The organism is Acetobacter musti (assembly GCF_011516835.1).
Taxonomy (GTDB): Bacteria; Pseudomonadota; Alphaproteobacteria; order Acetobacterales; family Acetobacteraceae; genus Acetobacter; species Acetobacter musti.
In genome coordinates this window covers 228,218-247,875 of the sequence record NZ_WOTB01000001.1, presented here as the reverse complement: position 1 = coordinate 247,875, position 19,658 = coordinate 228,218, and the positions used below count along the sequence as shown (strand labels likewise).

The window sequence follows — 19,658 nt, the reverse complement described above, 5'->3', positions numbered from 1 at the left end:
ATGATCAATCTCCGCGCAGACAAATACCGCAAGACACATGCCGCGCCTTTCCATTTCGGCTTGACAACAGAACCCACATCCGTTTATCCGTTTTCATCAGATAAACCGGTTTACAAACACCCGAACGGGGATACCCGGACCCGTCGCCCTGCTCAGGAACCCCGCCCCGGATGCCATGCTGACCGTGCATCGAAGAAAACTGATCTGCGGCGCACTCACCCTGTGCCTGCCAGCCGCGCGCGCCCGCGCCGCCCATGCCGGAACAGCCGCCGGCCTGGACGCCCGCACGACTACCGGCACAGCACAGTTCAGCATCCCCCGGCCGGGAGCCGCGCAGACAAACCCCGTCCGCATCGCCCTCGTCCAGACCACGGAGTCCTCGCAATACTTCAATGAAATCACGCGCGGCGTCCGAAGCCGGTGCGATCAGCTCGGCTACACCCTCTCCGTGTTCGACGCCGACAACAGCCCCGTCGCCCAGTCCGACGCCATCGAGAATTACGCGGAACAGAACGTCAGCGCCATCCTCCTCTGCGCCATCGACGTCTACGGCGTCCGCGACGCCATCAGCACCGCAGCCCGCTCCGGCGTGCCCGTCATCGCCATCGACGCCATCGTCACCGGAAAAACCATCGCCCAGATCGGCGTCGATAACATCAGCACCGCCGCCCGCCTGCTCGACGCCCTGCTGCAGCCCGGCCACACCCCGCCGGCCAGCATCGGTATCGTCGGCGCCACCAGCTCCTATATCCAGACCCTCCGCTGCAACGGCTTCCTCGACGCCATGAAAAAACAGGCCCCCTCCCTCCATGTCGCCGGCTTCGTTGACGGTCAGAATATCCTCGATTCAGCCCAGACCGCAGCCGAGGACCTGCTCGCCGCCGCCCCGGAACTCGACCTCATCTACGCCACCGGCGAACCGGCCATGATCGGCGCCCTCTCCGCCCTGCAGACCAGCCCGCCCCGCAAACCTGTCCACCTCGCCGGATGGGACATGTCCCCCGAAATCGCGCGCGGCCTCCGCAACGGAACCGTCCTCGCCACCGCCGTCCAGGACACCGTCGGCATGGGCGAAGCCGCCGTAAACGCCGCCCGCGACTGGCTCACAAATACCCCCGCCCCGCACGACATCACCGTGCCCGCCACCATCGTCACCCCCCGCACCCTCGTGGCCTCTGTCACCCCAACGGACCGCATCCGCACAACCATGATCAGACAGCCATGACCAGCCAGCCCCCCGCCGTCGAAATGCGCGGCATTACCCGCCGTTTCGGCGCCATCCAGCCTTTACGTGGCGTGACTCTGACACTCGGTCGCGGCGAAGTCCTCGGCCTCCTCGGCGATAACGGCGCCGGCAAATCCACCCTCACAAAAATCCTGTCCGGCGCCCTCGCTCCCAGCGGCGGCGAAATTCTCATCGACGGACAGCCCCGCCACTTCACGTCCCCGCGTGACGCCCAGGATGCCGGCGTGCACATGGTCTATCAGGACCTGTCCCTGTGCGGCACCATCGACGTCGCCGGCAACCTGTTCATGGGCCGCGAGCCCACACGCCGCGTCCTCGGAATTCCCCTGCTGGATACAGAAACGATGCACAGCCGGGCCGCCGAAATGCTCCAGGGCCTCGGCGTCGTCATCCGCGACACCCACGCCCGCGTCGAAAGCCTGTCCGGCGGCCAGCGTCAGGCCATCGCCATCGCCCGCGCCGCCGCCTTCAGCCCCCGCGTGCTCATCCTCGACGAACCCACCGCCGCCCTCGCCGTCATGGAAGTCGAAGCCGTGCTCAGCCTGATTACAAAACTCCGCGACCAGGGCGTCACCATCATCCTCATCACCCACCGGCTCCAGGACCTCTTCCACGTCTGCGACCGCATCGCCGTCATCCGCAACGGCGTCGTCGCCGCGGAACGCCATATCGGCGAAACCAGCATCGGAGAACTCGTCGATCTCATCGTGGGAGAGCGTTTCCATGCCCGTTCCGCACACTGATTCCGCTTCCGGGAATTCCATGCCCGCAACATCCTCCCCAACGCCGCAGAAAACCCCCGCACGCACACAGACCAGCCCGCTTCACGCCATCGCCCTCCTGTTCGAAAGACAGCCAGGCCTCGCCAGCGTGCTCTGCCTGCTGCTCGTCTGCGTACTGACCTTCTCCCTCTGCGCGCCCTCTTTCCTGTCCGTCACCAACCTCCTGACCATCCTCCGCCAGAACGCCGCCGCCTTCATCTCCGCCACCGCCATGACCCTCGTCATCACCACCGGCGGGATCGACCTCTCCATCGGCGCCGTCGCCGCGTTCAGCGGCATCACCATGGCCGTCCTCGCCACCTTCTGGCACCTCCCGCCCGCCTTCGCCCTCGCCGGCGCCCTGCTCGCCGGCACGGTCGCCGGAACCGCCAACGGCCTCCTCATCACCCGCGTCGGCATGGCCCCCTTCATCGTCACCCTCGCCACCATGTCCGTTTTTCGTGGACTCTCCCTCCTCATCGCCCAGGGCTACTCCCTCCCCCTGCCCGAAAACGCCCCTCTGCTCGAATGGCCCGGACGCGGCTGGATCGGACCCGTCCCGGTCCCCGCCCTCATCATGCTCGCCTGCGTCGCCGCCGGCAGCATCACCCTCCACCGCACCCGTTTCGGGCGTTACATCACCGGCATCGGCTCGAACCAGGAAGGCGTGCGCCGCACAGGCGTCAACGTCCGCCGCATCTCGCTGACCGTCTACGCCCTCAGCGGCCTCGCCGCCGCCCTCTCCGGCATCCTCATGACCGGACGGCTCGGCAGCGCCTCCTCCAATATCGGCGTCGGCTTCGAACTCGATGTCATCGCCGCCGTCGTCCTCGGCGGCACCAGCCTCACCGGCGGCTACGGCACCGTCATTGGCTCCGCCCTCGGCATCCTCACCCTCGCCTGCCTGAAAAACGGCCTCATCCTCGCCCACGTCTCCCCGTTCCTGACCCAGATCTTCACCGGCCTCATCACCATCGGCGCCATCTGGATCAATATGAGCCTCAAAGGACGCGATCTCTTCGGAATCAGGAAAAACGGCGATGACAACTGAACCCTCCCCGAACACCCCAGGCACGACCGCGCCGGCAACGACTACCCCGGCAACAGACACCCCGCCTCCGGGTTCCGTCGGCGTCGCCAGCGGCCGCGTCATGACCGTCAGCGGCCCCATCACCCCCGATGAGATGGGCGTCACCCTCATGCATGAGCACATCCTGCTCGACGCCTCGAAGAAATGGACCGCATCTCCCGAAACGTCAGGTCTCTCCGGCCCCGCCTGCCCCTGCCACTCCTCCTGGGCCATGCGCCCGCTGGCCATGGACATGCTCGGCGAAATCGCGATGAACCCGCTCGGCAACCGCGACAACTGCATGCTCGACAATGCGGAACTCGCCACTGAAGAGCTGAAGAAATTCCACGATCTGGATGGCCGCACCGTCGTCGATCCCACCAATGTCGGCATCGGCCGCGACCCCGCCACATTGCGGAAAATCTCACAGGAGACCGGCCTGAACATCGTCATGGGCGCCGGATATTACCTCCAGCCCTCCCACCCCGGTTACGTCCATCCGGAAAGCACCGACCAGCTCGCCCGCCGCATCATCCGCGATGTCGGCGGCGCCGGACCGGACGGATCAGAAGAAAACGGACCGGAAGAAGGCGGATCAGAAGAAGACAGGGCCCCCCGCATCCTCGCTGGCATCATCGGCGAAATCGGCATCTCCTCCGTCATGACGAAAGACGAGGAGAAAGTCCTGCGCGCCGCCGCCATCGCCTCGGCCGTCACCACCGTCCCCCTTTCCGTTCATCTTCCCGCCTGGATGCGCGTCGCCCATACCGTGCTCGATATCGCGGAAGAAGAGGGAGCGGACCTCAGTCATGTGATCCTCTGTCACATGAACCCGAGTTTTTCAGACCCGGACTACCAGCACAGTCTCGCCGACCGCGGCGCCTGGCTCGAATACGACATGATCTCCATGTCGTATTATTACCCGGAAGAAGACGCCCAGTGCCCGTCCGATGATGAAAACGCCACAGCCATCACACGCCTGTTCGAACGGGGATACGGAAAGAAAGTCCTCGTCTCCCACGACGTGTTCCTGAAAAGCATGCTCACCCGCTACGGCGGCCACGGATATGGATACATCCTCCGTCACTTCGTGCCCCGCCTGAAACGATACGGGCTGCAGGATCGCGACATCGAACAGCTGCTCGTCACCAACCCCCGGCGAGCCATGTGTGGCGGAAGATAACCCCGAAAAAGGAAAACCCAGTGTCCGAGAAAAAGAAAATCCTCCTCGTCGGCGAGTCCTGGATCAGCTCCGCCAGCCACGCCAAGGGATTTGACCAGTTCTTCACCACCACCGCCCATAACGGTGCCGTCAACTTCCTCAAGGCCATGAGCGACACCGCCTACGACATCACCCATATGCCGTCTGAAATCGCCCAGAGCCAGTTCCCGGCAAAGGCGGAAGACCTCGCGCAATACGCCGCCATCATCCTCTCCGATGTCGGCGCCAATACCCTGCTGATCCACCCCGACACCTGGCTGCACAGCAAAACCTTCCCCAACCGCCTGAAAGTCATCGCCGAATATGTGAAAAACGGCGGCTCCATCATGATGGTCGGCGGCTATCTCAGCTTCCAGGGCGTCAACGGACAGGCCCGTTACCGTAACACACCGGTCGAAAAACTCCTGCCCGTCACCTGCCTCCCCTATGACGACCGTCAGGAAACCCCCGAAGGCAGCGCCGTCAAAGTCGTCAGCGCCACACACCCCGTCGCCTCAGGCCTGCCCGACACCTGGCCGGTCCTGCTCGGCTACAACGAGGTCGTCCTGCATCCGGACGCAACACTCGTCGCCACCGTCGGCGAAGATGACCACCCTCTCATCGCCGCGCGCGACATGGGCAACAGCCGCTCGCTCGTCTGGACCAGCGACATGTCCGCCCACTGGATGCCCGACGACTACCTCGCATGGCCCGGCTACAGAACCCTCTGGGTCAACTGTCTCGACTGGCTGACAACACGGGGCTGAACCGCATGACCGGAAACCACACCGATCCCGTCAGACTTCTTCAGGACCTGATCCGGATTCCCAGCATCAATCCGCCCGGCGACGAAGCCGCCTGCGCGGAACTCTGCGCGGAAATCCTCACCGGCATCGGGTTCGACGTCACCACGCACGGCTTCGGTGAACGCCGGGTAAACCTCGTCGCCAGACCACCCGGCAAACAGCCGGGTAATAATCTCGGCTTTTCCGGCCACCTCGATACCGTCCCGCTCGGCGGCGGCACATGGACACACCCGCCCTTCTCCGGCGAAATCGCCGATGGCCGCATCTATGGTCGCGGCAGCTCGGACATGAAAGGCGGCATCGCCGCCTTCATCGCCGCCTGCGCCCGCCATCACGCCGAAACCGGGACCTGTCCCGACGTCACCATCATCCTGACCGGCGGCGAGGAAACCGGCTGCGAGGGCGCATCCGCCCTCATCTCCGATTCCCTTCTCGCCGGCTGCACCTTCATTGGCCTGCTGATCGGTGAATCCACCCGCAATTACCCCGTGCTCGGCCATAAAGGCGTCGCCTGGTTCGAATGCACCGCTGAAGGCCGCACCGCCCACGCCGCCATGCCGGAATTCGGCGTGAACGCCATCTATCATGCCACCGACGCCATCACCCGCATCCGCGCCGCCGATCTCGGAGAAGACGACCCGATCCTCGGGAAAACAACCGTCTGTATCGGAACCTTTCATGGCGGCATGAACATCAACTCCGTCCCCGACAGAGCCAGTTTCACCGTCGACGCCCGGACCAGCAGCCCCGCCACACACAGCCGCATCGGCGGCACGATCAGAACCTGCCTGTGCGACGCCCTGTCCCTGCAGACCCGCCTCAACATCCCGCCCGTCGTCGCCCCGCCCGATAATCCCTTCGTGCAGGCCGTCCGGACAGTAGCCACCCGTCACGGCATCCCCGACCGGGGCGTCGTCACAGTGCCCTATTTCACAGATGCCGCCATCCTGTCACCGGCTTTCGGCAATGCGCCCGCCGTCATCATCGGTCCCGGCGAGCCCGATATCGCCCACCAGACGGACGAATACTGCCCGGTCGACTCTCTCCTGACCGCCACGCATCTCTACAGAGACTGCATCGAATTTTTCTCAGCCTGTCCCGGCATTCCGGGATAACCCCGGCCCGTTCCATCAGCCCGCCGGTTTATCAGCACTTTTCCGCACCTGACTCATCTCCTCACCACCGGTTCCACGCCATTTCAGACCGTATCATTCTTTTAATAACGATAACGAAATATATTGACGGCGATCTTTCCGCCACCTATTAAATAAACCGGTTTATCTCTCCCGATCACAAGGCCTGCGCAATTCGTCAGCCGGATCAGGAAGATCTCGAAAAATCATGTCCTGTCCACGACGCGCACGTTCTACGGAGGCAACCCATGGGTCAAAAAAGCGCGCTGCTCACCACCTCGGCACTCGCCATCCCCCTGCTCGGCCTGCTCGCCACCCAGAAGGCGGAAGCAGCCCCGCGCCGGCATCCCCCGGCGAAACTCACCACACCCGCTTCAGCATCCCCCGCAAAGAAGCCACCCGCACCAAAACGCCCTGTCAGCACCATGGAAAGTGCGAAAGCGGAAGAAATCCGCGTCGCCTCCGCCCGTCTGCGCATCTCGTCCGGCGGCGGTATGCTCCAGCGGCGCGATGACACCCGCTCCGTCCAGTCCGTCAGCGCCGATTACATTGCCAAACAAAATCCCACCTCCAACGTCGTCGGCCTGCTGGCAATGATGCCAAGCGTCAACTCAATGTCTCAGGACCCGACCGGAATCCTCAGCAACGGCATCATGGTCCGCGGCCTCACCGTCGACGATATGGGCTGGGTGCTCGACGGCGCTCCGACCCTCTCCCCGGGCGCCGGACGATTCCAGGCGGAAATGCTCGACAGCGAAAACATGGACCGGGTCTCCATCACCCCCGGCTCCAGCTCCACCGACGACCCCGTCACATCCGCCACAGGCGGCGTTATTTACACAAAGATGAAGGACCCGACTGCAAAAGCCCGCGCCCAGGTCGATTTCACCTATGGCACCTTCAACACTTATCGCGGCTTCATCAGGCTCGACAGCGGCGAGATCGGCCATTCCGGCGTCAGAGCCTTCGTCTCCTACTCAAACGCCTCGACGGATTTCTGGCGCGGCCCCGGTATCGCGAAAAAGCAGCATGTCGACTTCAAACTGCTCAAGTCGTTCAATAACGGCAGCACCATCGCGCTCGAATCCGTCTTCAACAACAACAAGAACGGCTATTATTACTATCCAACCCAGGAAGAATGGCGCCAGACCCGCTGGGTCAACCCGGACGCCACCTACAGCGGCATCCATGACGGCTCCTATTACAAGCTGAACCAGACATCGCTTTTCTACAGCGGCACCGTTCTCGCCCCCGCCCACGTCGTGCTCACGCCGCACCTGACCTGGGACACCACACCCTATTTCTGGTACGGCTTCGGCTGGGGTCCCGGCGGAACAACCCTGACCCAGGGGCAGACTTACCTCGGCAACCAGCGCGTCGATATCAACCTCGCCCAGGGGACCGGCGGCACCGCCCAGAACGGGCAGCAATACCTCGCCTCCACCGGCTTCGGCGGCCCGACCTATATCGGCGGCATCAACTCGAAACTCGCATGGACCCAGGGCCACAATACCCTGACCTTCGGTTACTGGTACGAAAACTATAATCTGCGCGAGAAAGACCCCGTCGGCTTCGTCAACCAGGAAACCGGCGACCCCGCCGATCTCAGCCACTCCTACAATTACTATCGCTTGCCAAACGGAAACCCGTATTACTACGACAACTATTTCCTGCACTACCAGATCAACGCGCCCTATGTGATGGACACGCTGCGCCTGCTGAAAGACCGGCTGATTATCAACGCCGGATTCAAGGACGTCATGGTCACGCGCGGCGTTGACAACTATGTCCCCGGCTCCACGCCCCACATGGGAATCAGCGAAAACATCCCGCTGCCCTCCTTCGGCGCCCGCTACAATTTCGACCGCGCCAACCAGATCTACATCAACGCCGAAGGCGATTACCGCCAGCCCTTCATGGGTTCGACCGCCCAGCAGTACAGCGTCTCCACCGGCGCCCTCACAACCGGCGCCACCTCCCCGAAATCCCAGTACGCCATCAAGGAAGAAATCGGTTACCGCTACAACGGCGACAAAATCGTCGCCTCTGTCTCGTTCTTCAACATGAACATGACCAACCGCCTCCTCACCCTCAACACCTACCAGGAAGGCGTCCAGGTCCAGCGCGAATTCAACGCCGGCGGACAGACCAGCCGCGGCGTCGATGTCCAGCTCGGCACAACCCCGCTCTGGGGACGCTTCACCCCCTACGTCACCTTCGCCTATCTCGACGCCCGCCAGGACAACAACCTGCAGACCGTCAACAGCGCCGGACAGACAGACTATCTGCGCACCGCCGGCAAAACCCAGATCGCCAGCCCGCATTACCAGGCCGGCCTCGGTCTGTCCTACGATGACGGCACCTTCTTCGGCAGCGTCAATCTCAAATATATCAGCTCACAGTATTCAACACTGATGAACGACGAAAAAATGCCCGGCTACATCACCAACAGCGTCATCCTCGGATACAGACTGCCGAAATTCGTCGTGTTCAACCGCCCGTCCATCCAGGTCAACCTGAACAACATCAACAATTCCACCCAGAGAACCGGCGTCTACGGCTACAGCGACAACGCCAAAGCTACCACGGGCGTCTTCGGCGGCACCATCGCCGGCGGCGCGCCAACCTATTACGTGGAACCAGGCTTCTCCGCCCTCATGACCGTCCGCGTCCCCATCGAGTAACCCTGCGAGAGCGTCCTGCGCACGACGCCCTTCATCCGGCTTAATTCAGCAAACGGGGATCAAAGGGACCGTGTCCCTTTGTGGGGTTCGGCGCAAAGCCCTGAATTTCGAGAGGCTTCAGGGAACGCCGCCTTTTTGAAAAAAGGCGGCACCCAAAAACTTTTTTCATAAACATTCCCTGAATCCGTCGGGACGCACAGAGTCAGAAAACATGTCGATATAACTCAGGATTCCGGAATACCCCCTACCCGCGCGGCTTCTTCCCCCGCTTCCCGCGCGGCCCCGCCGAACGCTCGCTCACATCGATCGCCGCGCGCAGATGACTGATCATCTCCGCCTTCGCCACATCCTCCTTGCGCCGGATCAGCGCATCGGCAATGCGCCGGTGCTCGGCAATCGTCCCGTCGACCGAATACTCCTGCAGCGACACCAGATTTCCCACCTTGGAAAACCAGATCTGGTCATAACTGACCTCAAGCTGATGCGTCAGAAGCCGGTTGTCGCCCCCGTTCGCAATCGCCACATGAAACAGCGCGTCCAGACGCTCATAATCGTAAAACCGCTTCTGATCCGCCGCGTCCTGCTGCTCCTCGACAATCGCCCGGATCTGCTCCAGCGTCTCCTCACTCGCCCGCCGGCAGCACAGAACGATCGTGCTCGCCTCAATCGCCTCCCGAAACTCATACAGCTCGCGAATGCGCTCCAGCGGCGGCTGCACAACCGTGTAAAACCGCCCCTTGCGCCCGATCAGATTGTCCTGATGCAGCCTCTGCAGCGCCTCACGCACCGGCGTCCGGCTGACCCCGTACCGCGCGGCAATCTCGTTCTCCTGAAGAACCGCGCCCCCCGGCGTCCTGTCATTGATCAGATCCTGCCGGAGAATGAGATAAAGCTCCTCGCCGGTATAATGCCGGCGCACCCCGCCATCTTCCGCCACACCAGGCAGGTCCGCTTTCGTCATGACGCCAGACACCACATCTCTCACCACCGCATTCGCCGGAACATTCGCCAGCACATCCACAGGCGCTACAGACTAGCCCCGAAAACAGCGGTGGCAACATCCGGCGTCACCGTCCGGTTTTCCCCAAGCGCATAGGACGCCCCGTGCGTCCGCTCCAGCGCTTTCAGCAAAGCCGAAACATCATCCCGCCCGAGATCATAGCCCGACAGACGGGTCTCAAACCCAAGCCGCTCGAAAAACGCACGGGTCAGCCCGATCGCCGCGTCGATTTTTTCATCGCCGGTCCCGTCCCGCACGCCCCAGACCCGCTCAGCATACTGAATCAGCTTCGCCCGCTTCTCCCCGCGCCGCACCTGCAGCGTCGCCGGCAGCACCACCGCCAGCGTCCGCGCATGGTCCAGACCATAAAGCGCCGTCAGCTCATGCCCGATCAGATGACTCGACCAGTCCTGCGGCACACCCGCCCCGATCAGCCCGTTCAGCGCCAGCGTCGCCGCCCACATCAGACAGGCCCGCGCATCGTAATTCTCCGGCTCGGCCAGCGTCACATCCGCCACATCGAGCAGAACATGCAGCAGCCCCTCGGCAAACCGGTCCTGAACCGGCGCATCGACCGGATAGGTCAGATACTGCTCCAGCACATGCACGAACGCATCCACAATCCCGTTGGCGATCTGCCGCGGCGGCAGCGTGAAAGTCAGCGTCGGATCGAGAACCGCGAAAACCGGGAACACATGCTCGCTCCGGAACGCCCGCTTCGTGGACAGTTCCCCCCGCGTAATCACCGCTGTCCCGTTCATCTCGGACCCGGTCGCCGGCAGCGTCGGAATGGCCGCCAGCGGAACCGCCGCGCGGATTTTGCTGCCGCGCGTCTCCAGAATCTCCCACGGATCGCCCTCATACAGCGCCGCCGCCGCCACGAACTTGGCACCGTCGATCACCGAACCGCCACCCACCGCGACCAGAAAACCGATCCTCTCCTCGCGCACCAGCGCCACCGCCCGCATCAGCGTCTCATAAGACGGGTTGGGCTCGATTCCGCCGAATTCCAGAACCTCATGATGCGAAAGCGCCGCCAGAACCCGCGCCATCGTGCCGTTCCGCACCACGCTCCCGCCGCCATAAAGCACCAGAACCCGCGCCCCGACGGGAATATGCGCCTCCATCTGCGGAAACATGTCCCGGCCGAACAGAACACGCGTCGGATTGCAGAACGAAAAATCCAGCATGGCGAAATCCTCAGTCGTCGTTGAGATGAAACCGCTCCAGACGGAACGGCGCCGCGGACGCAGCCGGCGCCTCGCCCATGACAATATCCGCCATCAGCCGGCCCGAAGCCGGCCCGATCCCGAAACCATGCGCCGAAAACCCGGTCGCCAGAAACAGACCCGGATACCGCGCGACAGGCGAGAGAACCGGCAGCGCGTCCGGCATCACATCGATCGTTCCCGCCCAGGAGGACGCAATCCGCGCGGACCGGAAAACCGGCGCGTCCTCCTTCAGATGTTCAAACGTCTCCTTCAGCGTGTCGATATCCGGCGCCGGATCGCAGGCCCGGAAATCCTCGAACGGATTGGACTGCCCCGGCCCGAACCGCCGCTCAAGCCGCAGTTCCTTAAAAAAGCTCGTCCCGGCCCGGACCCGGAGAAGCTGCTTCTGCTTCAGATAGTTCGGCAGATACTGCCGCATGAACCGCACCGAGTCCGGCGTCACCCAGGTCAGCGACGAATTGCGCCGCGCCACCGTGTAGCCCCCGTCCCGCCGCCGCCGCAGGCAGTAGCGCGTCGACGCCACATTGACTTCCGGCCCGCCCTCCACCGGCGTCGTGCGCAGAACCGAAGCCGTCACCCGAAGCTGCGGAATGACGATCCCGACCGTCTTGCACACCCAGCGCGACCACGCCCCCGCCGCCACCACAATCCTGTCCGCCGTCACACGTCCCGTCTCGGTCTCCACCGCGCAGGCCCTGCCACCGGAAATATCGATGCGCCGGATCGCATTGCCAGTCACAATGCCGACACCGGCATCCAGAACCTTCTTCTCCAGAAAACGCATGGCCAGATCAGGCTCGATCCCGGCATCGCCCGGCGCGAACAGAGCCCCGGCCCAGCGCCGGTGAAACTGCGGCAGAAGCTCCGCCGTCTCCGCGCTCCCCAGCTCCCGCGTGTCCAGCCCGCGCCCGGCCGCATGCTCCAGCCAGCTCCTCAGCCCGGCCCACTCCTCGCCGTCGCCGGCCAGAGAGACCAGACCACAGCGCCGGAAACCGAAATCGCCCTCCTCCGCCCATTGCCGCCAGAGCGGCCGGCTCGCCAGAGCCAGCTCCAGCTCCGCCATGTCCTGCCCGATGGTGCGCATCCAGCCCCAGTTCCGGCTGGACTGCTCATAGGCCGCCTCGCCCTTGTCGAACACCATGACCGAAAGCCCCCGCCCGCGCAGGAACAGGGCCGTGGACAATCCGATAATGCCGGCACCGGCAATGACGACATCATAATGCTGACTCATACTCTGCTGCGACGTCATGGCGTACAGGCTCCGCATCCGTTTCAGGACTCTCCGGCGAATCCCCGTTCTCCGCATACACGCTTTCCGCATACCGGCGCAGGTCAGGAGTGTCCGGCGCAGAGACTAGACCGCTTTTAAGTATACTGAAAAGAGGGAAACAGACTATCGCGTTACAGAAAATTTCCTTTTTTTCTCATATTTTTCAGGAAAATAAGAAAATTATAGATACTCCATCAAAACGATGTGGACAGGCGCGTTATTTTCAGCATACCGTAATGCCATGCACGGAACGAACCTCTCCGTTCAGCCAGGCATGTCAGACCATTCAGTATACGCGGCGACACCATCCGCCACAGTCTCCACCGCGCAGACAGTGAGGCCCCCTCATGTTCCGTCCCGGACTCCGTTCTCCTGGTGTAATGGCCGCAGCCTGCGCGGGCGCGTCCCTGCTCGCCATCGCCGCAGCGTCAGCCCCCGCCACAGCGGCCACAGCGGCGGTCCGGGCAGCCCATACCCGGCATCCCTCCCACGGCAGCACCGCGAAACCCGGCGCCATAGCGACCGCTAAAACAGCGGCCGCTAAACAGGCAGGTACCCAAAAAACAGGCACACAGGCGGCCGCCGCAAAACCCGCCCCGCACGCCACCTCCATGCAGGGCGGCAGCGAGGACCTCTCCGTCCGCGCCACCCTGTCCGCAACCGGAATGACCGGCAGACCCCCCGGCGGCGGCCTGATGGCGAAACAGACCTCGCCCTACGCCCGCAACACCATTACGCGCGACTACATCGCCGCCCAGTCGCCCACCACCAACGTCCTGAACCTCGTGCGCAACACACCCGGCGTCGTGGTCGCCGGCGCCGACCCCACCGGCGCCACCGACCGCATGAGCGTCTCCATCCGCGGCATGAACCAGAACGAAATCGGCTACGAATTCGAAGGCATGAATCCTTCAGACGTGCTCTATTACAATCCGTCCTCCTCCACCTGGGCCGACACCGAGAATATCGGCTCCATCACCGTCTCGCCCGGATCGCCCGACCTCATGGCCCCGACCTTCAGCGCCGTCGGCGGCCTCATCAGCGCGAAAATGCGCAGCCCGTCACAGAAAGCCGGCGGCCTCGCCGATTTCACCTTCGGCGGCAACGATCTGGAACGCGAATTCATCCGCGCGGACACAGGCGAAATCGGTCATTCCGGTTTCCGCTCCTACGCCTCGTTCTCCAACACCACCGGCACCAACTGGCGCGGCCCGGGCGGCCTGAACCGCTGGCACGTCGATTTCAAGGGCGAAAAGACCTGGGGCGACGGCAACTCTATCTCCCCCTTCATGTCCTATAACGACGTCACGGAAAGCCTCTACACCTACCCGACTATGGCGCAGTGGCGCGAATACGGAGATTCCTATAATTACGCACGGAATTTCACCGGATCGAACACCAGCTACTACAAGTTCCACCAGTACGAATGGCGTCACGCCCATGCCAGCGTCCAGACACATTTCAATCTCGGCCACGGGCTGGAACTGACCGCGACCCCTTATATTTACGACGTCGACGGCACCCTGAACGGCGCCACCACCCTCAGCCAGACCGGCAGCTTTCTCGGCAACGAGTCCGCCGGAACCCTCCAGTTCCCGTCAGGCACGTCCGGCAGCGCCGTCGGCGTCTCCGTCGATCATTTCCGTGAGTCCACTTTCGGCTTCAACAGCGCCCTGAGCTGGAAATACCATCATAACGAACTCTCGCTCGGATACTGGTATTCCTACGTGAACTACACCGAAGACCCCTCCTACTCCCTGCCCGGCGCCAACGGCCAGGCCGCCAATCTCTGGGGCCAGTATCCCGTCCTCACCGGCAGCGGCCAGAGACTGCTGCAGTGGAACGCCCACGTCATCCAGCAGCTCAACGCCATCACTCTCCAGGACACGTACCGCGCGCTGGGCGACCGCCTGACCATCTCCGCCGGCATCAAAACCGTCATGATGACCCGCAACGCCACCAACCTGATCCCCGGCGCCACCTACGCCACCGGCTTCAGTGACTTCCAGCCGCTGCCCCGCGTCGCCATCAGCTACCAGATCACCCCGCACGACCAGATCTATGTCAACGGCACCACCGCCTTCCGCGAAGCCGCCGCCGTCACCCCCTCCATCGACATGTTCAGCGTCGCGACAGGCAAGATGACCAGCGCGCACTCCGGCGCCGTCAAACCGGAATACTCCATCGCGGAGGAAGTCGGATACCGCCATTACGGCGCGTTCAACTTCACCGTCTCCCTGTTCAACTACAACTTCACCAACCGCCAGATCACCAGCAACCAGCTCGTCAACGGCACCACCATCACCTCGTCGCTGAACGGCGGCGGCCAGACCACACGCGGCGTCAGCGCCGAGTTCAGCCTCCCCGCCTGGCATCATTTCTCGCCTTACCTGTCCGGCCAGTATCTTCACTCGACCATCGACAACAACATCGCCGCCGGCGGCGACTACCTGCCGACAAAAGGAAAAACCGCCGTCCTGACACCGAAATTCACCGGCTCCATCGGCATCTCCTATGACGACGGGACCCTGTTCGGAAACTTCTCGTTCAACTATATCGATTCCCAGTACACCACCTTCATGGACGACCAGAGCATCCCCGCCTACAAAACCGCCAATCTCAGCATGGGATACCGCTTCCACGATATCGGGTTCCTCAAACGCCCGCAGATCCAGCTCAACCTGGTCAATCTCGGCGACTCCCGCTACCTCTCCGGCGCCTGGGGCCTCACGTCAAACGCCGTCGCCACAAAGGGAATTTACGGACACACCATCGCCGCCAGCCAGCCAACCTACATCACCGGCGGAAAATTCTCCGGCCTCGTCTCCCTCACCACCGGCTTCTGAACATGGCCGCACCCGGCGCCCCGCCCGGAACCTCCGCCACCTCCCCGCCCGTCCGGAGCCAGAAACGCACCATCCTCGCCACCACCCTGGGCGGCGCGCTGGAGTGGTACGACCTGCTGCTTTACGGCCTGTTCTCCGTCACCTTCTCACGGCTGTTCTTCTCCACCGGCCAGGGCGGCCCGCTCGCCCTCGCCCTCAGCCTCGGCAGCTTCGGCGTCGCCTTCATCGTGCGCCCCCTCGGCGCCGCCTGGCTCGGCTCCTGGACCGACCGCCACGGACGCCGCAACGGCCTCATCCTCTCCTCCGTGCTCATGACCCTCGGCACCGGCGCCGTCGCCCTCATCCCCGACAGTCGCACCATCGGCCCGCTCGCCCCCGTCCTGCTCGTCCTCTCCCGCATGGTCCAGGGCTTCGCCGCCGGCGGCGAATTTGGCAGCGCCTCCGCTATGCTCGCCGAACGCGACCCGGCGCGGCGCGGCTTCTATTCCAGCCTGCAATGGTCCGCCTCCGGCGCCTCCGTCACCCTCGCCGCCTTCCTCGCCTGGTGCGTCCACCACTTCTTTACCGACAGCCAGATCGACGCCGGCGCCTGGCGCCTCCCCTTCCTCTTCGGCCTGCTCATGGGACCGTTCGCCACCTGGATGCGCCTGCGCGGAGAAGAGTCGCAGGAATTCACCCGCGCGGAAAATCACCTTCCCATCCGCGAGATTTTCAAAAACGACAAGCAGCGCATCCTGCTCGCCGTCGGCGCCGTCGGCCTCGGCGCCACCGGCAGCGCCCTGAACGTCTACATGCCAACCTACGCCCGGACCTTCCTGCACCTGTCCGAAACCGGCTCCCTCGCCGGAACCGTGGTCTCCGGCGTGCTGTCCATCGTCGTGCCGCCCCTCTTCGCCTCCCTCGGCGACCGGGCCGGACGGCGAAAGATGATGATCGCCGCCGCCACGACCGGCGGCCTCATCGCCTGGCCCCTCTTCGCCTGGCTGACCGCCGCCCCCTCCGCCGGCCGTCTGATGGCGGTCCAGTCCGCCTTCATCCTGTTCATCTACGGCGCGTATTACGCCTCCGTGCCCGCGCTCATGGCCGACATCTTCCCGCCCAGAAACCGCGCCAGCTCCATCGCCCTCAGCTACGCCGCCAGCCAGCTTCTCTTCGGCGGCTTCACCCCCGTCCTGCTCTCCACCCTGACCCGCAACTCCGGCCTCCTCACCATACCCGGACTCTGGCTGCTCGCCGTTGCGTCGATGAGCGTCCTGTGCCTCAGTCTCGCAGGCCCCCTTATGCGAAAAAAAGGCTGAAGGACTCACATCATGACATGTCTCGCGATCAGAGCGGGCGGCAGCGCCGCCCTTCCCGAGTGGACCGAAGCGTTCGGCCAGCTGATGCCGGAGCTGAAGGTCATCGGCTGGAAAGAAGCCTGCCAGACGCCCGAAGCCGTCGATTTCGTGCTGGTCTGGCAGCCGGAAGGCGAGATCCTGCGCAAAATGACCGGCCTGAAAGCCATCATCAGCAGCGCCGCCGGCGTCGATCACATCACCCGCGATCCCCTCTGGCCCCGCGAGACCCCCCTCTACCGCATGGGCGACACCGAACTCGGCCCGCAAATGTCGGAATACGTGCTCTGGGCCGCCCTGTGCTGCCTGCGCCGCACGTGGACCTGGCAGACAGCGCAGCAGAAACACGAATGGCTGCCCCCGGTCACAAACCGCCTCGCCTCGGATATGACAATCGGCATCATGGGCCTCGGCAATCTCGGCCAGGAAGCCGCCAGCCGCCTCGCCGCCACGGGGTTCAGAGTCGCCGGCTGGGCGCGTTCGAAGCATGATCTGCCGGGCATCACCTGTTACGCCGGCAAAGACGAATTCACTCCGTTCCTCGCCTCGCTCGACACGCTCGTCTGCCTTCTGCCCGCCACCCGGGAGACGAACGGCATCCTGAACGCCACCACCTTCGCCGCGCTGCCACGCGGCGCGTCCATCATCAATGCCGGTCGCGGCAGCCATATGGTCGAACAGGACGTTCTCGACGCCCTCGACAGCGGCCAGCTCGGCGGCGCCGTGCTCGACGTGTTCTCGCCCGAACCCCTCCCCGCCGACAGCCGCCTGTGGTCACACCCGAACGTCATCATCAGCCCGCACGCCGCCGCCGAAGCCTCCCGCCCGGCCAAGGCCGCCCATGCCGCCGGCGTCATCCGCGCCCTCCTGAACGGCGAGGAAGCCCCCCTCCGTTACCAGCCCGATCGCGGCTACTGACCAGCAGGACCATCCAATGAGCGAACGCCGCCTCGCCCTCGGCCTCTCCATGCGCTATCTCGGCTACCACGCCGCCGGATGGCGCCACCCGGACGCCGATGCCGCCGGCACAACGTCGTTTGCCCATTACCGCACCGTGGCGCAGGACGCCGAAGCCGCCGGTTTCGACCTCGTCTTCCTCGCCGACGGCATGGCCGTCCGCGCCCGTGACGAACCGAAAGGCGCACTCGCCCAGTCCTCCCAGATCGCCGATTTCGAACCGCTCACCCTGCTCTCCGCCCTTGCCGCCGTCACCAGCCGCATCGGCCTGGTCGCCACCGCCTCCACAACCTACAACCAGCCCTACTCCCTCGCCCGCCAGTACGCCTCGCTCGATCTGCTCAGCGATGGCCGCGCCGGCTGGAACGTCGTCACCTCCTGGTCGGACGCCGAAGCCCGTAATTTCGGCCTCGAGACAAATCCCGACTACGCCACCCGCTACCGCCGCGCCGAGGAATTCGTCGATGTCGTCACCGGCCTGTGGGACTCCTGGGACGAAGACGCCCTGCTCCACGACAAAGAGAACGCCCGCTTCCTCGATCCCGCGAAACTGCATCCCCTCAACCATCACGGCGCCGAATTCCGCGTGCGCGGCCCGCTCAGCGTCCCCCGCAGCCCCCAGCGCCGCCCCGTCATCGTCCAGGCCGGCGCCTCGGAAGCCGGCATGAACCTCGCCGCCCGCACGGCGGACCTCGTCTACACCGTCCCGCAGTCAAAAGACGCCGCCATCGCCTTTCGCAAAGACCTCCGCGCACGCGCCGCCGCCTTCGGCCGAGACCCGGACTCTCTCCGCGTCCTCCCCGGCATCACCCCCTTCACCGGCGCCACCGATCAGGACGCCCGCGCGGGATATGACGAACTCAACGCCCTCATTCCCGACGAACTCGCCCGTCAGTATCTCTACAACCAGATGGGCGACCTTTCCGCTTACCCGCTGGACGGCCCCGTCCCCACGCCCCCGGCCGACGCCGCCGTCGGCAGCATCGCGAAAAACCTCTGTGACATGGCGCAGAAAAACAATCTGACCCTGCGCCAGCTCGCGAATATCATCGCCGCCGGTTACGGCGCCCGCGTCATCGTCGGCGCCGGCGAAAGCATCGCCGAAGAAATGCTGGACTGGTTCCACAGCGGCGCCGCCGACGGCTTCAACATCTGCGCACCTCTCCTGCCCAACGCCATCAGCGCCTTCTCCGCCCATATCATGCCCGCTCTGGAAAAATCCGGCCTCCTGACCGACAGAACCATCCCCACCCTCAGAACCCGGCTCGGCCTCCCGGACGTGAAAAGCCGTTACGCATAAACCCGTTCCGCACTTACTGCCTGTAAATCATAAAGAAGTTTTTGGTGAAGCTTTTTTTCAAAAAGCTTCAGAAGACGCCGCCTTTTTGAAAAAAGGCGGCACCCAAAAACTTTTGTTTTTATCAAAGACTTATTGTGGGCTGCTTTTGATCCCGGCTAAGGCGAGCAGATAACCGTAACGCAAAAAAGAATCACACCATCATCGTGTTATGAGAATTTTGTGCGCTCAGGGCTTTGCCCCGAACCCCACAAAGGAACGCAATCCCTTTGATCCCACCCTGTTAAAATAAATAGACGAAGAGCAGAGCCCTGCCTGATTCCTGTTCGCAAATACATAAACACCTTTTATAACAGACTGACGATCCTATGTTTTTTCATTCCGATTGCCTGCTTTCCTCAGCCAGAATCAAAAACATTTCGCGATAAATTTTTAATAAAGAAGTTTTTGGGTGTCGCCTTTTTCCAAAAAGGCGACGTCTTCTGAAACCTTCCGGGAAAATCTCTACCAAAAACTTCCCTATAATTTATAGTAAGGTTCACAAACAGAATTCCGAAACAGCCTCTTATTATTTTTATCAGTGCATCATAATGAAACACCCATCGAAACAGGACGTCCGTCCCCGGACAGAACACCGCGCCCTTCGCAAGAAACCGGCAAACCACCTCCCCCCACAGGACACCGGCCCGCATACGCCCTCACAGACAGAAACCGCATTTTTCTGTTCGTTACGGTTAAAAAATATATGGACACAACCGGACCCGGCCCATAATCTCAGCATACCGGAATCGTAATGATCCCCCGCTTACGGAAAACGGCCCC

General features: G+C 63.2%; 14 protein-coding genes. 11 read left to right on the top strand and 3 right to left on the bottom strand.

Annotated features, from left to right (window positions below; translation table 11 throughout):
• The first annotated feature begins 175 nt into the window (after window positions 1-175).
• The 7 genes from GOB93_RS01140 (at window position 176) to GOB93_RS01110 (ending at window position 8,900) form a co-directional block, all read left to right on the top strand.
• Window positions 176-1,225 (top strand): substrate-binding domain-containing protein, encoded by a 1,050-nt coding sequence (locus tag GOB93_RS01140; RefSeq protein ID WP_173581683.1) that lies wholly within the window; start codon window positions 176-178, stop codon window positions 1,223-1,225.
• On the top strand, window positions 1,222-1,989 hold the full coding sequence (locus GOB93_RS01135; protein WP_198912650.1) for an ATP-binding cassette domain-containing protein: 768 nt from the start codon (window positions 1,222-1,224) through the stop codon (window positions 1,987-1,989). Before GOB93_RS01140 ends, GOB93_RS01135 begins: the two co-directional genes overlap by 4 nt.
• Window positions 1,970-3,058 (top strand): ABC transporter permease, encoded by a 1,089-nt coding sequence (locus GOB93_RS01130; protein WP_173581682.1) that lies wholly within the window; start codon window positions 1,970-1,972, stop codon window positions 3,056-3,058. The genes GOB93_RS01135 and GOB93_RS01130 overlap by 20 nt, the downstream gene beginning before the upstream one ends.
• Window positions 3,048-4,259: a phosphotriesterase family protein gene (locus GOB93_RS01125; protein ID WP_173581681.1), complete on the top strand. Its 1,212-nt coding sequence runs from the start codon at window positions 3,048-3,050 to the stop codon at window positions 4,257-4,259. The genes GOB93_RS01130 and GOB93_RS01125 overlap by 11 nt, the downstream gene beginning before the upstream one ends.
• A gap of 20 nt (window positions 4,260-4,279) precedes the next feature.
• Window positions 4,280-5,044 carry a glutamine amidotransferase gene (locus tag GOB93_RS01120; protein WP_173581680.1) on the top strand — a complete coding sequence of 255 codons (765 nt, stop codon included), beginning with the start codon at window positions 4,280-4,282 and terminating at the stop codon, window positions 5,042-5,044.
• Window positions 5,045-5,049: 5 nt separating this feature from the next.
• Window positions 5,050-6,198: a M20 family metallopeptidase gene (locus tag GOB93_RS01115; protein ID WP_173581679.1), complete on the top strand. Its 1,149-nt coding sequence runs from the start codon at window positions 5,050-5,052 to the stop codon at window positions 6,196-6,198.
• Between the two features lie 266 nt (window positions 6,199-6,464).
• Complete coding sequence (locus GOB93_RS01110; protein ID WP_173581678.1) at window positions 6,465-8,900, top strand: TonB-dependent receptor; 2,436 nt, start codon at window positions 6,465-6,467, stop codon at window positions 8,898-8,900.
• A gap of 244 nt (window positions 8,901-9,144) precedes the next feature.
• Here GOB93_RS01110 and GOB93_RS01105 read toward each other — a convergent pair whose 3' ends face one another.
• From GOB93_RS01105 to GOB93_RS01095, 3 genes are read right to left on the bottom strand one after another with little or no spacing between them, the layout of a single operon-like run.
• Window positions 9,145-9,921, bottom strand: a complete 777-nt coding sequence (locus tag GOB93_RS01105) for a GntR family transcriptional regulator (RefSeq protein ID WP_338422258.1) — start codon at window positions 9,919-9,921, stop codon at window positions 9,145-9,147.
• Window positions 9,922-9,926: 5 nt separating this feature from the next.
• Window positions 9,927-11,090: an iron-containing alcohol dehydrogenase gene (locus GOB93_RS01100; RefSeq protein ID WP_173581677.1), complete on the bottom strand. Its 1,164-nt coding sequence runs from the start codon at window positions 11,088-11,090 to the stop codon at window positions 9,927-9,929.
• A 10-nt stretch (window positions 11,091-11,100) separates the two neighbouring features.
• Window positions 11,101-12,381, bottom strand: coding sequence for an NAD(P)/FAD-dependent oxidoreductase (locus GOB93_RS01095; RefSeq protein ID WP_242010452.1), 1,281 nt, complete (start codon window positions 12,379-12,381; stop codon window positions 11,101-11,103).
• Window positions 12,382-12,749: 368 nt separating this feature from the next.
• Between GOB93_RS01095 and GOB93_RS01090 the strand changes: the two genes are divergently transcribed.
• Genes GOB93_RS01090 through GOB93_RS01075 form a run of 4 tightly spaced genes read left to right on the top strand, consistent with a single transcriptional unit; the run spans window position 12,750 to window position 18,839 of the window.
• On the top strand, window positions 12,750-15,248 hold the full coding sequence (locus GOB93_RS01090) for a TonB-dependent receptor (RefSeq protein WP_173581675.1): 2,499 nt from the start codon (window positions 12,750-12,752) through the stop codon (window positions 15,246-15,248).
• Between the two features lie 2 nt (window positions 15,249-15,250).
• Window positions 15,251-16,546 (top strand): MFS transporter, encoded by a 1,296-nt coding sequence (locus GOB93_RS01085; RefSeq protein ID WP_173581674.1) that lies wholly within the window; start codon window positions 15,251-15,253, stop codon window positions 16,544-16,546.
• A 12-nt stretch (window positions 16,547-16,558) separates the two neighbouring features.
• Window positions 16,559-17,500 (top strand): 2-hydroxyacid dehydrogenase, encoded by a 942-nt coding sequence (locus GOB93_RS01080; protein WP_173581673.1) that lies wholly within the window; start codon window positions 16,559-16,561, stop codon window positions 17,498-17,500.
• Between the two features lie 16 nt (window positions 17,501-17,516).
• A complete protein-coding gene (locus GOB93_RS01075; protein ID WP_173581672.1) occupies window positions 17,517-18,839 on the top strand; it encodes an LLM class flavin-dependent oxidoreductase in 1,323 nt (440 codons plus the stop codon).
• Window positions 18,840-19,658: the final 819 nt, after the last annotated feature.